Source organism: Aeromonas sp. ASNIH5, from assembly GCF_002902865.1.
Classification (GTDB): Bacteria; Pseudomonadota; Gammaproteobacteria; order Enterobacterales; family Aeromonadaceae; genus Aeromonas; species Aeromonas caviae.
This window is the reverse complement of sequence record NZ_CP026122.1, coordinates 3,825,001-3,839,261: the sequence shown is the minus strand read 5'-3', so window position 1 is coordinate 3,839,261 and position 14,261 is coordinate 3,825,001. Positions and strand designations below refer to the sequence as shown.

The following is a 14,261-nucleotide window of genomic DNA, read 5'->3' as shown; positions in this document are numbered from 1 at the left end:
TGCAACGCCCGCATGAGAGCGGGCGTTGGCAGGCGGGATCAGGGCTCGATGATGATGGGGGTGCCGGGCTCGATGGCGTTCCAGATCTCGTCCATCTCATGGTTCAGCACCGCAATGCAGCCATTGGTCCAGTTGGACGGCTGCACCCTGCGATCCCCCAGGCTGTTGCGCTGGCCGTGGATCATGATCATGCCGCCCGGGTTCACACCCAGCTCGTTGGCGCGCTTGATGTCGTCCAGATTCGGGTAGTTGATGTGAATGGCCTTGTAGAAACCAGAGTTGCTCTTCTTGTAGTCCAGGGTATAGCGACCTTCCGGGGTACGCTGATCCCCCTCACGCTGCTTGTGTCCTTTGGGAGCCGGGCCCAAGGCAATCCAGTAGCGCTTCACTTCCTTGCCATCCTTCATCAGGGTCAGGCTGTAACTCGACTTCTTCACCACCACCATATCGGCGGACAGAGTGGCAAAACTCAACGCGGGCCACAGCCCCAGCAAACACAGCAATACGGCTCTCACTATCCATCCCTCTGCGAGCCTTCTGGGCTCTCTTGTTAGCAAATCATCTGAATGCTGCCACCCTCTGGTGGCGAGCGAGCGCCATGATATGGGATCGCCGTGAATACTCAATATATCGGGAGAAACATATCTGTGGCCAGCAGGGGGAAATGGCCGTCAGCCCGCCATGCAGACTCCCTGCCAAGGGCAGGGCGTCGCCTCTTGCCTGCAACCGGGCACCTCAGCGCAGATCGTCAAGGCCAGGAAGATGGCGCATGAAGAAAAACCAGCGGGCAGCGCCGCCGCCAGTGACACTTGAGCCTGTCCACCAGCCAATCCCCGGCTGGCACCATGGGGTCAGGCCATCTCAACGCACAAGAAAAGAGCCCCTGATGGGGCTCTTTGACGGTGCAACACCGGGCTCAGGCCTGGGTCACTGGTTCGGCGGTCTCAAGGCGCCGGATCCAGGCCTCGAAGTCTGCCAGCATGCGCGCCTCGGACTCGCTGTTGTCGGCGATGAGCTCGGCCCCGTGTACCACCCGGATATGGGCGTCGAGGGGCGTCCCCTCCCCTGCCGGTGGGCGCTGCCGCGCCGCCGCCATGCACGTCTGTGCCTGTTGCCACGCCTCGGCGGCACTCCGGTTGCACGCCTCTGCCAGCGGCACCGCACTGAACCCCTCGCCGGTGAGGCTCTGCAGCGTCTCGTCATGGGTCATGCCGTTGCCCGGTCCCCAGTAGTGGGCGGCCAGATCCGGCCCGATGCGCGGGTTGTCGGTGAGGTAGCCGTCGCGTTTCAAGAAGTAGGCGCGGGTCTGCTCCACCGCCATCAGCGCCAGCAGATAGCCGTGATAGGCACAGGCCGACTCCTGGTTCAGAAGGTGCGGGATGGCCAGCAGTGGGCGTGGGCTCTCCACCCCCAGGATCTTGCGCTCCCACTTGCGGGCCAGGGCCAGCACGGCGGCCGGGGTGCGCTCGCTCTCTGCCATGGCGTAGAGATCCCGCTCGAAGTAGGCCACCAGCGCAATCTGGCGCTCGTTGAAGGCGCGAAATGGCTGGCGCGCTTCAATCATGGCCTGGATAAGCGCATCGGGGATGGGTTCTCCCGCCACGTTTCTGGCATAGCGCTTGAGCCAGTCCGCATCGTCCAGCAGGCTGTCGCAGAACATGGACTGGGTCTCGGCATAGGCCATGGAGGTGGGCGGAAACTCCTGGGAGAAGCAGGGGGCGTTGCCGGTGACGTTGGCAAAGTGCGCCGCGTGGCCGCCCTCGTGGAACAGGGTGTTGAGCCCGCTCCAGCCGCTGCCCACCTGAGCCGGATTGGCCAGGCTGGTGAAGTTGACCACCGCCGGCACCCACTCCCCCTCCTGCCAGAAGCTCGGCACCGGGCCGTGGCAGAAGCCGTTCTCGTATTTTCCCTCCCGGGTCAGCAGATCCAGGGTGAGGGTGGCACCGCGGTACTGGATGCCGAGGCGGCGGAAGCTCTCGACCCAATCCTTCAGCGCCCGGGAGAAGGGCACGTAAGGGTCGAGCTGGCGGGTCACGTCACCGCTCACGCTGTAGCGCAGGTTGTGGGGCAGCAGGGCTGCTTCCCCCTTGGCCGCTTTCAGCTCCGCCAGACTCTGGTGCAAGCGGGCATCGGTGCGGGCGATGAAGTCGTCAAGAATGGCAAACAGCTGCTCCGGGCTCATCTGCTCGTTCTTGTGCACCTTGTAATCGAAGTAGTCGCGATAGCCCATGGCACGGGCGAAGCGGTTGCGCAGCGCGACGATGTCAAGATAGCCGTTGTCGACCACCCACTGCTCCAGGGTGTGGAACATGGCGAGCGCGCTCTGGCGCACCGCCTCGTCGCTGCTGGCGGCCAGCGCCGTGCTGGCGGCGGGCAGACTGCCGGGCACCTGGCGGCCCTGCTCATCCAGCAAGGTGAGCTTCAGCCCCTTGCGACGGGCGAAGAGATCCGCCTCGGCGGCCACCAGCTCGTCCATCAGGGCGGAGGCACCGGGATCTTCGATGACGTTGCACTCGAAGAAGGCGATCCAGCCCCCCAGACCACGCCTGAGATCCGCCTCTTCGGCCTGGGCCTGCATCTCCCGCAACACCGGCAGGCGGGCAGGATCGGCACAGAACGCCTTGTAGGCCTGTTCGGCCGCGGTGAAGCCTGCCTGATCGTCGCTGGTGCCCATGTAGGTGGACCAGAACAGGTCCTCCTTGCGTCTGTGCACCTGCAGGTAATCGGCATTGAGCTGGTTGAGATAATTCCTGGCAATGGAACTCATAACTTCCCTCTTGTTATGGGGCGACCACGGGGGCGCCCACTCCTTTTTGGTGAAATGCCAACCCATTCACACTTCTTGCAAATGGAGCAGACAAATTGTGCGCCGGGATGCGCGCCATCACGCTATCAAAAGCGAGGGTTTCTGTCTGCTGGCTATACTGGTTGTCAAACTGCTCAATTGGCTGTTTTCCATCGCAACCCATTGAAAGTTAATGATATGTTAAAAATAACAACAATCAGGTCCGGTCGGTAGTTCGGCTACAATCAGACCCGCATGGGAAAGTAAGGATAAGACTATGTTCAAGCTCGGTGATATTGCCGTGAGTCGCAAACTGATGCTGCTGCTCTCACTGGCCCTGGTCGGCTTCATCGCACTGCTGCTCATCTCGGCCAGTGCCCTGCACCGCAATCTGATGAGTGAACGGGAAGCCAGGCTGCAGGCGGTGCTGGATCTGGCCATGAGCCGGATCCAGGCCCTGGCCGCCACCCTCCCCCCGGAGCAGGCCAAGGCACAGGCCAAGGCCATGCTCGACAGCATGCGCTTTGACGGGGACAACTACCTGTTCGTGCTGGATGAAGATCGTCGGGTGGTGGTGCATCCCGCCAAACCCGAGCTGGTCGGCCAGCAGATGGGCAACAACCCTGCCGAGTCCCACTGGCAGCACATGGTGGATCTCGGCAAGGGCGGCCACCAGGGCAGGCTGGAGTATCAGTGGGTCTCCCCGTCCGGCGAGGCGGCCCAGAAGATGTCGCTGGTGACGGGCTACCAGCCCTGGGGCTGGATCCTGGGCTCCGGTGTGTTGTTGCAGGACATTGAGGCCACCATGTGGTCGCAATATGAGTGGATGGGTGGCGCCACCTTGCTGGTGATCCTGTTGATGGGGCTGCTGGGACTCGCCATCAGCCGCTCCATCGTCAATCCCCTGGCCGAGATCAACAAGGCCATGGCCCGGGTCGCGGCCGGCGATCTGGTGGTCAGCATCCCGGTGCTGGGCAGGGATGAGCTCGGCGCCGTCGCCAGCTCCACCAACCAGGGGCTGGATGCCATCCGCCGCGCCCTGCTTGAAGCGAGCCAGGGGGCCCGCAACGTGGCGGATGCCGCCCTGCGCATCGCAGCCTCCGCCGAACAGACCAACCAGGCGGTCAACAGTCAGCGGGATCAGCTCGCCCAGCTCGCCACCGCCATGAACGAGATGAGCGCCACCATCGCCGATGTGGCGGGTCACGCCGAAAACACGGCCCGTGACACCCAGGATGCCACCAGCGAGGCCGGGCTCGGCAACCAGGATGTCCATGCCAGCGTGCACGGCATCCAGGCGCTGGCCACCGAGGTGGACCAGGCCACCTCGCAGGTCAACCAGCTCAAGGAGGGAGTGATGCAGATAAGCGAGGTGACGGCGGTCATCAGCGCCATCTCGGAGCAGACCAACCTGCTGGCCCTCAACGCCGCCATCGAGGCGGCCCGGGCCGGCGAGCAGGGCCGTGGCTTCGCCGTGGTGGCCGACGAGGTGCGCCAGCTGGCAAGTCGCACCCGCCACTCCACCGAGGAGATCCAGAGTACCATCACCCAGTTGCAGCAACGGGCTGTCACCGCCGCCAACGCCATGGACGCCAGCCGCAAGCTGGCGGAGAGCAGCGTCAACCAGTCCGAGAAGGCGGGGCAGGATCTCTCCCTCATCGTCAATCACATCCAGCACGTGAGTGACATGGCGACCCAGATCGCCACGGCGGCGGAGCAGCAGAGCATGGTGGCGGAAGACATGAACCGCAACGTCAGCGGCATCAACGACTCGGCGCTAGAGATGTCCCAGGCGGCCTCCCAGTTGGCCCAGGAGAGCGAACTGCTGGCCGGTCTCTCCCGAAGCCTCGACGAGCGACTGGCGGTGTTCAAGCTGGACAACGCCCAAGCCCAGGACAGGATGATGCGACCGAACCAGGCGCCCTCTTCCCGAGCAGGCATGCAACCCCGCCACTGAGTGGCCCCATGAGCCCCTGCCAGGCTTGCAGGGGCTCCTTTCCTGTCATGGCCACGGGAGCCTCTCCCGGGCCACCCTCTCGCACTGAACCAGCGCGCAGATCCCGATGGCGTGATCTGCCGCTGATGCGCTGCTCCGATGAGATGGCACTGTCAATTTTTACACTTAATTTTTTAACAAAATATAGTCATGATGAGTGGTCGCCACAGGCGGCACCATGACCCTTTCTGTAGTCATTTGGCAAACTGGTTGAAAGGCCAGGACGCAAAGCCTCCGGTCTAAAGACAAGCTGTCCAGGATAGCGGGGTTGCAGCACCGTGTTTCGGGGAACTCCCCTGCCAACGTGACTGCCCACATCACCGAACAGAGGAATGTATGGCAGCAAATATCCGACTCACCCATCTCGCGGCAGCGCTGGCGCTGCTGGCCAGTGGCGGCGTACTCGCTCACGGCTACATCAGCCAGCCAGAAGGGCGCAACTACCTGTGCAAGACAGGGGGCAACAGCCAGTGTGGCGCCATCCAGTGGGAACCCCAGAGCCTGGAAGCCCCCTCCGGCTTCCCCGATGGCGGCCCCGCCGACGGCCAGATAGCCTCGGCCGGTCACCCCCAATTCGGCGAGCTCAACACCCAGACCCTCGATCGCTGGACCAAGCGTGAGGTGCAGGCCGGTCCCTTCGCCATCAGCTGGACCTTCACTGCCAACCACGTGACCCGCAACTGGCGCTACTACCTCACCAAGCAGGACTGGAACCCGAACCAGCCCCTCACCCGGGATGCGTTCGATCTCAATCCCTTCTGCGTCATCGATGGCAACATGGTGCAGCCCCCCAAACAGGTGACCCATCAGTGCACCCTGCCCCCGCGTACCGGTTATCAGGTCATTCTCGGGGTGTGGGAGGTAGGGGATACCGCCAACAGCTTCTACAACCTGATCGACGCCCGGTTCAAGGATGGCACCCAGCCACCGCTGACCTGGAGCCAGGGAGGGACCATCTATCCCTCCATCGACCTGGTGGCGGGTGACAAAGCGAGAACCCGGGTGTTCGATGCCAATGGCGAGCGCACCGATCTCCAGACCGAGCTGATTATCGCCAGCGCCGGGCAGGGCCAGAAGAACAACTGGGCCCACGCCCTGGCGAGCAAGATCAACGCCGAGCAGAGCCAGATCCGTGCAGGCCAGCAAGGTACGGATGGCCAGTTCAACCCCGTCTACGGCCAGAACCCGGTCTACCTCAAGGCTGGCAGCAACCTGCAACGGGTCGAGATCCAGCTTGAGCAACAGCAGCCCCCGGTTGAGAACGGGATCAGCGTGAGCGGTCTGGCGAGCGACTACACGCTCGACAACGGCAAGCTCACCCTGACTTTCACCGTCACGGCCCAGGGGGATCTCGCCATCACCAACACCCTCTATGACCACGGCGGTGTCGCCAGGGGACAGAACAGTGCCGACATCAAGGACGGCAGCCAGAGTTTCTCCATGGCGCTGACCGGCTTGAGTGCAGGCCACCATCAGCTGGTGATCGAGGGCAAGCCCAAGGCCGGTGGTGACGCGGTGCAGCAGACCCTGGACCTCATGTTCAAGGATCCGGCAAGCGGGGGCGATTACCAGTTCACCTTCCCGGACGGCCTCAAGTCCTACACCGCCGGAACCCGGGTGCTGCAGCCGAAGAACGGCAAGGTCTATCAGTGCAAACCCTTCCCCTACAGCGGCTGGTGCAGCCAGTGGGCGAGCACGGCCACCCAGTATGAACCGGGCATAGGCTCCCACTGGCAGGAGGCCTGGACAGCGCAGTGATGGGACGTCTCCGACCTGGCGAGAACCCGCTCGGCGTTTCCCGTGCCAGATCAGGTCAACATCAAACAAACGGGGAGCCCATGGCTCCCCGTTTTTCATCCCCCCCCTCGGTTCAAATCTGGTAATCGATCAGGGGCTCGTTGCTCATGGCGCGGGCCTGGATCTCCGCCAGCGCCAGCTCGGGGTTGCAGAGCTGGATGAACTGCCAGGCAAAGTTGTGCTGGAACTGTCCCTGCTTGAGGCCGATCCAGGCGGTGTGCGGCGCAAACAACCGACTGCCGTCCAGTTGCACCAGTCCCTTGTCCCGCAGGGAATCGAACGCCATGTCCGCCAGTATGCCCACCCCCATCTCCAACTCGACATAGGTCTTGATGACGTCGGAGTCCTGGGCGGTCAGCAGGATCTGCGGCACTATGCCCGCCTCGGCAAAGGCATCATCCACCCGTGCCCGACCGGTGAGGCCGGCCTGATAGGTGACGATGGGCCAGTGGGCCAGAGCGGCCAGGGTCAGCTCCCGCTCGGCGGTGAGAGGGTGCTGCTCCGGCACGACGATATTGTGGTGCCAGCGGTAGTAGGGAAAGGCCACCACCCCTTCGCTCTTGTCGAGCTGCTCGCTGCTGATGCCGATGTCCACCTCGCCGGTCTGCACCAGCCGCACTATCTCCTCCGGGCTCCCCTGACGCAGCTCCAGCTGTACCAGAGGAAATTGCTCCCGAAACGCCTTCACTACCCGCGGCAGGGCATAACGGGCCTGGGTATGAGTGGTCGCGATGAGCAGCCGGCCTGAGTCGCGATTGGCAAAGGTGCTCGCCAGTTTGCGGATGTTGTCGGCATCCCCCAGGATACGCTCGGCGATCACCAGCAACTCCTTGCCCGGCTCGGTCATGCCGAGCAGACGCTTGCCATAGCGAATGAAGAGGCCGAGCCCCAGCTCCTCCTCCAACTCGCGAATGTGGCGGCTGACCCCGGACTGGGACGTAAAGAGGGCATTGGCCACGTCGGTCAGGTTGTAATCCCGCCGTGCCGCCTCCCGAATGATTCGCAATTGCTGAAAGTTCACCTCATCGCCTCCTGCGCTGAGTGGCGGTGGCTCGTGCCACCGTCCTCTTGTTATGGATTGCCGGGATCATAGCCCGGCAGCAAGCCTGAAAGAGGGCCGCACCTCGCGGCTTGCCCTCAGATCTGGTAGTCGGGATAGAGCTGTGCCTGCCTGGCCACCAGACGCACCCCCTGGCCGGGGGCAAAGGCCCGGGCGGCCTCCTTGCTCAGTTCGGCCTCGTAGTGGGCGCCTCCCGTCTCCCCATCGCCACGCAGTTCCACCCGGATGCGCGGCCCCATGGGCAGCAGGCGGGTAATGGTGGCGCGAATGCCACCGGGGGCATCCGAGGGCAGGATCTCCAGCTCGTGGGGGCGCACATAGGCGATGGCCGCACTCCCTTCTGCCAGATGGGAGGGGATGGGGCCACCCAGTTGCTGTTCACCGATGCCGAGCCCCTGCCCGGCCACCCTGCCACGAAACAGGTTCACGCTGCCAAGGAAGCTGTGCACGAAGGCACTGGCGGGCTGATCATACACTTCGGCAGGGGTGCCAATCTGCTCTACCTTGCCGGCGTTCATCAGCACCACCCGATCCGCCACCTCCAGGGCCTCTTCCTGATCGTGGGTCACGAACAGACTGGTGACATGCAGCTCGTCGTGAAGCTCACGCAGCCAGCGGCGCAGCTCCTTGCGCACCTGGGCATCGAGGGCGCCGAAAGGCTCGTCCAGCAGCAGCACCTTGGGCTGCACCGCCAGGGCCCGGGCCAGGGCGACCCGTTGGCGCTGACCACCGGAGAGCTGGGTCGGGTAGCGTGCCGCGACGTGGCTGAGCTGCACCAGATCCAGCAGCTCCTTGACCCGGGTGCGGATGGCCGCCTCGTCCGGGCGTTCGCTACGCGGCTTGACCCTCAGACCAAAGGCCACGTTCTCGAATACCGTCATGTGGCGAAACAGGGCGTAGTGCTGGAACACGAAGCCAACGTTGCGCTCGCGCACATGGAGATCCGAGGCATCCTCGCCGCGGATGATGACGCTGCCACTGTCCGCCTGCTCCAGCCCGGCAATGATCCGCAGCAAGGTGGTCTTGCCGCAGCCGGAGGGGCCGAGCAGGGCGACCAGCTCACCGTCGTGAAAATCGAGGTTGATGTCGGCCAGCGCCGCGTACTGATTGAAATGCTTGTTGAGCCCTTGAACCTGAATGCTCATGAATGCCTCTCCTATAACCGTTAATTCGGGATCAATGGGACTGGGTCGGTTGGCCGCGCAGCCTGGCCAGCAGGGTCTCACCCAGCAGGGTGAAGATCCCGAACAGCGCCAGCAGGCTGGCCACCGCGAAGGCGGCACCGGTCTGGTACTCGTTGTAAAGGATCTCGATGTGCAGCGGCAGCGTGTTGGTCTGGCCGCGAATGTGGCCGGAAACCACGGAGACAGCGCCAAACTCCCCCACCGCCCGGGCGGTACAGAGCAGCAGGCCATACATCAGGCTCCAGCGAATGCCGGGCAGGGTCACCCGCCAGAACATCTGCAACCCGCTCGCCCCCAGCATGATGGCGGCCTCCTCTTCCTCCGGGCCCCGCGCCTCCATCTGGGGCAGCAGCTCGCGTACCACGAAGGGCACAGTGATGAAGGTGGTCGCCAGGATGATCCCCGGGGTAGCGAAAATGATCTTGATGTCGTGCTCGCTGAGCCACTCGCCGAACCAGCCGCGACTGCCGAACAGCAGCACGAACATCAAGCCCGCGATGACCGGCGAGACCGAGAACGGCAGATCGATGAGGGTGATAAGCAGTTGCCGGCCAGGGAAGCGGAACCGGGCGATGGCCCAGGCAGCGGCCAGCCCGAACAGCAAGTTCAGGGGCACCGAGCAGAGCGTCACCAGGGCGGTCAGCCCCAGGGCGCTCAGGGCATCCGGCTCGCTGATGGCGTGCCAGAAGAAGGCCAGACCCGGGCTCAGCGCCTGGATGAAGACGGTGGCCAGCGGCAACAGCAGCAAGGCGGCAAACCAGCCCAGACCGACGGTGACCAGCAGCCATTTGACCCAGACCGGTTCATGGGTCACCGGGGGATGACGCGCCGGGGTGGCCGGAGCGGACTCCTGGGCCTGATCGAGATGTGCAGTAGAGACGTTCATATACGGCTTCCTCCGATGCGAGCCCAGCTCCAGGCTTGCAACTTGTTGATGAGCAACAGCAGCACAAAGGAAATGAGCAGCATGACGGACGCAATGGCCGATGCACCGGCGTAGTCATACTCCTCCAGGTGACTCATGATCATCAGGGGGGCAATCTCGGACACCATGGGGAGGTTGCCGGCAATGAAGATGACAGAGCCGTACTCCCCCACGCCGCGAGCAAACGCCAGGGCAAAACCGGTGAGCAGCGCAGGTACCAGGGTCGGCCACAGTACCCGGATGAAGGTCTGCCAGCGGTTGGCACCCAGGCTCGCGGCCGCCTCCTCTTGCTCGCTCTCCGCTTCCCGCAGCACCGGCTGCAGGGTACGCACCACAAAGGGCAGCCCGATAAAGGTCAGGGCAATGACCACCCCTATGGGGTTGTAGGCAAGCTCGATGCCCAGCGGAGCGACCCATTGGCCAATCCAGCCGTTGGGGGCAAAGATGGCGCACAGGGCGATGCCGGAGACGGCAGTCGGCATGGCAAAGGGCAGGTCGATCAGCGCATCCACCAGTCTGCGGCCGGGAAAGGTATAGCGCACCAGTACCCAGGCCAGTATCAGACCGAACAGACTGTTGAGCAGGGCGGCAATGAAGGCGGCGCCAAAGCTCAGGCGAAAGGAGGCGAGCACCCGGGGGGAGCCGATCACCTGCCAGAACTCGGCGGCGCTCAGGTTGTTCACCGCAAACAGCACCAGTGCCGAGAGCGGCAGCAGCACCAATATGCCCAGATAGAGCAGACTGAAGCCCAGCGTTGGCCCCAAGCCTGGCAGGACGGAATAAGAACTTAATCGCATAACACATCCGTTTGTTATAAATACTTTGGATGTGACGATTTTGCTCACGGCGGCCAGGGACAACAAACACCAATAATGCCTTTGCTAAGCACTTTTTTATCTAACAATGGTGGAACAAGGCTTTTAGAGCGATAAGCATAAAAAAAGGTCTTTTATATAAATAAAAGACCTAAAAGACGGAGCGGTAAAACCGGGAACATGCAAAGTCAGTCACGCTGGCCAAGTTGCCAGCCCGTCTGGAAATCGTGCCGAGACAATCCGAGGGTCCCTCATCTAAAACTGAGTGCGGCCTGCTTGCCCCACTCGGCAGGAGCAGGCTCCACCACCATTTCGGCACGGCGGTATAGGGTGCCGAGCAAAGCGAGCCCCTGGTGCCACTCCCCATGGCCGGACTGGGCATTGATATGGCCCACCTCCCCCGCATCGAACAAGGGCACCTGCCACTGCCGGCTCCAGAACTCTGCCCGCTCGAAACTCATCCAGGGGTCATTGCGGCTGGCGATCAACTGGGCAGAGACCTTGATGGACCCCGCCAACACCTCATCCGGGATACCGAAACGGGCAGGATCGGCAGGGGCAACGATGAAGATGGAAGAAACCTTGTCTGGTTGCAGTCTGGCGGCAGCGATGGCCGTCAGAGCGCCGAAGGAGTGGGCGACCAGGTGGACCCGGCTGCGCCGGCTCCTGAGCTTGCTCGCCAGCTTGGCGCTCCAGACCGTGAGATCCGGCTTGTCCCAGGGCAGACCCATCATTCTCTGCCACTGGGGAAATTGCTGGTGCCAGCGGCTCTGCCAGTGATCCGGCCCACTGTTGTGCAGACCGGGAACCAGAAGGATCTTGTTCATCGTGGTACTCCTATCTGTTGTCACAGGGGCCTGCGTCTCTTAGCGGCCCGGTTGGTAAATCTGGTCAAACGATCCGCCCTGGGCGAAGTGCTTCTTCTGTGCCTTTTCCCAATCTCCTTCCAGATCCTTGACAGTGAAGAGCGTCAGGTTGGGGAACTGGGCCGCTGTCTCCTTCAGGATCGCCGGATTGCTCGGACGATAGTGGTATTTGGCGATGATGCGCTGCCCTTCGTCAGAGTAGAGATACTCGAGGTAAGCCTTGGAGACGGCCTCGGTACCATGCTTCTTGGCTACCTTGTCCACCACGGCTACCGGCGGCTCGGCCAGGATGGAGACCGAGGGCACCACCAGTTCGAACTTGTCGCTGGTGCCCGGCTGATTGAGCACCAGCAACGCTTCATTTTCCCAGGCCAGCAACACATCCCCGAGCCCGCGTTCGATGAAGCTGGTGGTGGCGCCACGTGCCCCGGAGTCCAGCACCTTCACATTCTTGAACAGATCGCTGACAAACTGTTTGGCGCCCTCTTCAGTGCCGCTTTTCTTCAGGGCATAGCCCCAGGCAGCCAGATAATTCCAGCGCGCACCGCCGGAGGTCTTGGGGTTGGGGGTGATGATGGCGACATCCTTGCGCACCAGGTCGCCCCAATCCTTGATCTGCTTGGGATTCCCCTTGCGCACCAGGAAGACGATGGTGGAGGTGTAGGGAGAGGCATTGTTGGCCAAACGCCCTTCCCAGTCGCTGGCGGTGAGACCTGCCTTGGCCACCGCATCCACGTCATAGGCCAGCGCCAGGGAGACCACGTCAGCCTCCAGTCCGTCCACCACGGCACGAGCCTGTTTGCCTGAGCCACCGTGTGACTGGCTCACCACCACATCGTCGCCGGTTTTGGCCTTCCACTCTTTGGCAAAGGCACTGTTGTACTCCTGGAACAGCTCCCGCGTCGGGTCATAGGAGACATTCAGCAGCCGCACCTCGGCGGCATTGGCCTGGCCAAGCGCCAGCAGGGAAAGGACGGTCAAAGCGGTCATTCGCAGTTTCATGGTGATACTCCATATCGTTGGGTTGAGTACAGCATGCTCGCTTATCCATATTCCATGAAGAAAGAAAAAGCGCTTTGCTTATCTCTTCTCCGCATATGAGCTCCCGATGGTCCTCTGGCACTCTCGGTCAGAGCGTATTCGCGTGCTTGCGATGCTCATCTCCAGACACGACAAAGCCCGGTCGATTAGCCGGGTTGGGAAAAGATGGAGGAACAAAGGCAAACCAGAGCGAAGGGTAAGCCCTGGGTAAAGGGACAATGCCAGGCACGCAGGCACCACAGGGGGGAAGAAGCGGGTTGTCAGTAACAGGCGGCAGACCCGTCGGTTGCCTCTTGTTTCCTGAGCTCTTATCCAGACGCCAGAAAGCAAAAAGGCCTTCCCGATAGGGAAGGCCTTTCAAATTAGTGGCGGAGCGGACGGGACTCGAACCCGCGACCCCCGGCGTGACAGGCCGGTATTCTAACCGACTGAACTACCGCTCCGCATTCGGTTAGCTTTCGCTAAATCATTTGCCGCTTCTTAATGAGGTGTCATCCTCGCAGCCAGTAACGTGATTTTTCACGTCACCGTTTAATTGGGTGCCTGGCAGTGTCCTACTCTCGCATGGCGAATGCCACACTACCATCGGCGCTACAGCGTTTCACTTCTGAGTTCGGCATGGGGTCAGGTGGTTCCACTGCGCTATTGCCGCCAGGCAAAATCTTAATCCAGAAAGCTGACGTGAATAACGACTTCGCTAGTGTGCGTTGTCATTACCACTGAATTTGAGTAGTTCGCTCATTCGCTACAAGGCCAGAAACACTTCTTGGGTGTTGTATGGTTAAGCCTCACGGGTAATTAGTATGGGTTAGCTCAACGTATCGCTACGCTTACACACCCCACCTATCAACGTTGTGGTCTCCAACGGCCCTTTAGGACCCTCAAGGGGTCAGGGATGACTCATCTCAGGGCTCGCTTCCCGCTTAGATGCTTTCAGCGGTTATCGATTCCGAACTTAGCTACCGGGCAGTGCCACTGGCGTGACAACCCGAACACCAGAGGTTCGTTCACTCCGGTCCTCTCGTACTAGGAGCAACTCCCTTCAATCATCCAACGCCCACGGCAGATAGGGACCGAACTGTCTCACGACGTTCTGAACCCAGCTCGCGTACCACTTTAAATGGCGAACAGCCATACCCTTGGGACCGACTTCAGCCCCAGGATGTGATGAGCCGACATCGAGGTGCCAAACACCGCCGTCGATATGAACTCTTGGGCGGTATCAGCCTGTTATCCCCGGAGTACCTTTTATCCGTTGAGCGATGGCCCTTCCATTCAGAACCACCGGATCACTATGACCTACTTTCGTACCTGCTCGACCTGTCCGTCTCGCAGTTAAGCTGGCTTATGCCATTGCACTAACCTCCTGATGTCCGACCAGGATTAGCCAACCTTCGTGCTCCTCCGTTACTCTTTGGGAGGAGACCGCCCCAGTCAAACTACCCACCAGGCACTGTCCGCGAGCCCGATTCAGGGCCCTGCGTTAGAACATCAAACATACAAGGGTGGTATTTCAAGGACGGCTCCAGCGCAACTGGCGTCACGCCTTCAAAGCCTCCCACCTATCCTACACATGTAGGTTCAATGTTCAGTGCCAAGCTGTAGTAAAGGTTCACGGGGTCTTTCCGTCTAGCCGCGGGTACACCGCATCTTCACGGCGAATTCGATTTCACTGAGTCTCGGGTGGAGACAGCATGGCCATGGTTACACCATTCGTGCAGGTCGGAACTTACCCGACAAGGAATTTCGCTACCTTAGGACCGTTATAGTTACGGCCGCCGTTTACCGGGGC

The 14,261-nt window shown here is 61.8% G+C and carries 10 protein-coding genes, 1 tRNA gene, 2 rRNA genes and 1 riboswitch (1 of these 14 running past the window's edge); of the genes, 2 read left to right on the top strand and 11 right to left on the bottom strand.

What is annotated here, in order from left to right:
* Positions 1–38 precede the first annotated feature (38 nt).
* Together C2U30_RS18100 and C2U30_RS18095 are read right to left on the bottom strand one after the other, a co-directional pair.
* On the bottom strand, positions 39–515 hold the full coding sequence (locus C2U30_RS18100; RefSeq protein WP_029313677.1) for a L,D-transpeptidase family protein: 477 nt from the start codon (positions 513–515) through the stop codon (positions 39–41).
* A gap of 401 nt (positions 516–916) precedes the next feature.
* Positions 917–2,767 carry a M3 family metallopeptidase gene (locus C2U30_RS18095; protein WP_103244219.1) on the bottom strand — a complete coding sequence of 617 codons (1,851 nt, stop codon included), beginning with the start codon at positions 2,765–2,767 and terminating at the stop codon, positions 917–919.
* A 295-nt stretch (positions 2,768–3,062) separates the two neighbouring features.
* On the opposite strand from C2U30_RS18095, the gene C2U30_RS18090 reads away from it, so the two are divergent.
* Together C2U30_RS18090 and gbpA are read left to right on the top strand one after the other, a co-directional pair.
* A complete protein-coding gene (locus C2U30_RS18090) occupies positions 3,063–4,742 on the top strand; it encodes a methyl-accepting chemotaxis protein (protein ID WP_103244218.1) in 1,680 nt (559 codons plus the stop codon).
* A 229-nt stretch (positions 4,743–4,971) separates the two neighbouring features.
* Positions 4,972–5,057, top strand: a riboswitch (cyclic di-GMP riboswitch).
* A gap of 60 nt (positions 5,058–5,117) precedes the next feature.
* Positions 5,118–6,539, top strand: coding sequence for an N-acetylglucosamine-binding protein GbpA (gene gbpA / locus C2U30_RS18085; protein ID WP_103244217.1), 1,422 nt, complete (start codon positions 5,118–5,120; stop codon positions 6,537–6,539).
* A 112-nt stretch (positions 6,540–6,651) separates the two neighbouring features.
* On the opposite strand, the gene cbl is transcribed toward gbpA, so the two are convergent.
* From cbl to C2U30_RS18040, 9 genes are all read right to left on the bottom strand, one after another.
* The gene (gene cbl, locus C2U30_RS18080; RefSeq protein ID WP_041210987.1) at positions 6,652–7,599 is read right to left on the bottom strand and encodes an HTH-type transcriptional regulator Cbl; all 948 of its coding nucleotides are present in this window, start codon (positions 7,597–7,599) and stop codon (positions 6,652–6,654) included.
* Between the two features lie 116 nt (positions 7,600–7,715).
* Positions 7,716–8,783: a sulfate/molybdate ABC transporter ATP-binding protein gene (locus tag C2U30_RS18075; RefSeq protein ID WP_010672827.1), complete on the bottom strand. Its 1,068-nt coding sequence runs from the start codon at positions 8,781–8,783 to the stop codon at positions 7,716–7,718.
* Positions 8,784–8,814: 31 nt separating this feature from the next.
* On the bottom strand, positions 8,815–9,708 hold the full coding sequence (gene cysW, locus C2U30_RS18070; RefSeq protein ID WP_103244216.1) for a sulfate ABC transporter permease subunit CysW: 894 nt from the start codon (positions 9,706–9,708) through the stop codon (positions 8,815–8,817).
* Positions 9,705–10,544, bottom strand: a complete 840-nt coding sequence (gene cysT, locus C2U30_RS18065) for a sulfate ABC transporter permease subunit CysT (protein ID WP_039039454.1) — start codon at positions 10,542–10,544, stop codon at positions 9,705–9,707. Before cysT ends, cysW begins: the two co-directional genes overlap by 4 nt.
* Before the next feature lie 269 nt (positions 10,545–10,813).
* Positions 10,814–11,389 carry an RBBP9/YdeN family alpha/beta hydrolase gene (locus C2U30_RS18060; protein ID WP_039039453.1) on the bottom strand — a complete coding sequence of 192 codons (576 nt, stop codon included), beginning with the start codon at positions 11,387–11,389 and terminating at the stop codon, positions 10,814–10,816.
* A 39-nt stretch (positions 11,390–11,428) separates the two neighbouring features.
* Entirely contained in the window at positions 11,429–12,430 is a 1,002-nt protein-coding gene (locus C2U30_RS18055) for a sulfate ABC transporter substrate-binding protein (protein WP_103244215.1), read from the bottom strand.
* A gap of 405 nt (positions 12,431–12,835) precedes the next feature.
* Positions 12,836–12,912: transfer RNA gene (locus tag C2U30_RS18050), tRNA-Asp, on the bottom strand.
* A gap of 98 nt (positions 12,913–13,010) precedes the next feature.
* A 5S ribosomal RNA gene (gene rrf, locus C2U30_RS18045) occupies positions 13,011–13,125 on the bottom strand.
* Positions 13,126–13,246: 121 nt separating this feature from the next.
* A 23S ribosomal RNA gene (locus C2U30_RS18040) occupies positions 13,247–14,261 on the bottom strand; it runs 1,874 nt beyond the window's last position.

Bases quoted from the DNA above. Each gene is read 5' to 3' on its own strand.
- C2U30_RS18095 (WP_103244219.1), bottom strand. From the start codon at position 2,767: ATGAGTTCCATTGCCAGGAATTATCTCAACCAGCTCAATGCCGATTAC.
- C2U30_RS18090 (WP_103244218.1), top strand. From the start codon at position 3,063: ATGTTCAAGCTCGGTGATATTGCCGTGAGTCGCAAACTGATGCTGCTG.
- gbpA (WP_103244217.1), top strand. From the start codon at position 5,118: ATGGCAGCAAATATCCGACTCACCCATCTCGCGGCAGCGCTGGCGCTG.
- C2U30_RS18075 (WP_010672827.1), bottom strand. From the start codon at position 8,783: ATGAGCATTCAGGTTCAAGGGCTCAACAAGCATTTCAATCAGTACGCG.
- cysW (WP_103244216.1), bottom strand. From the start codon at position 9,708: ATGAACGTCTCTACTGCACATCTCGATCAGGCCCAGGAGTCCGCTCCG.
- cysT (WP_039039454.1), bottom strand. From the start codon at position 10,544: ATGCGATTAAGTTCTTATTCCGTCCTGCCAGGCTTGGGGCCAACGCTG.
- C2U30_RS18060 (WP_039039453.1), bottom strand. From the start codon at position 11,389: ATGAACAAGATCCTTCTGGTTCCCGGTCTGCACAACAGTGGGCCGGAT.
- C2U30_RS18055 (WP_103244215.1), bottom strand. From the start codon at position 12,430: ATGAAACTGCGAATGACCGCTTTGACCGTCCTTTCCCTGCTGGCGCTT.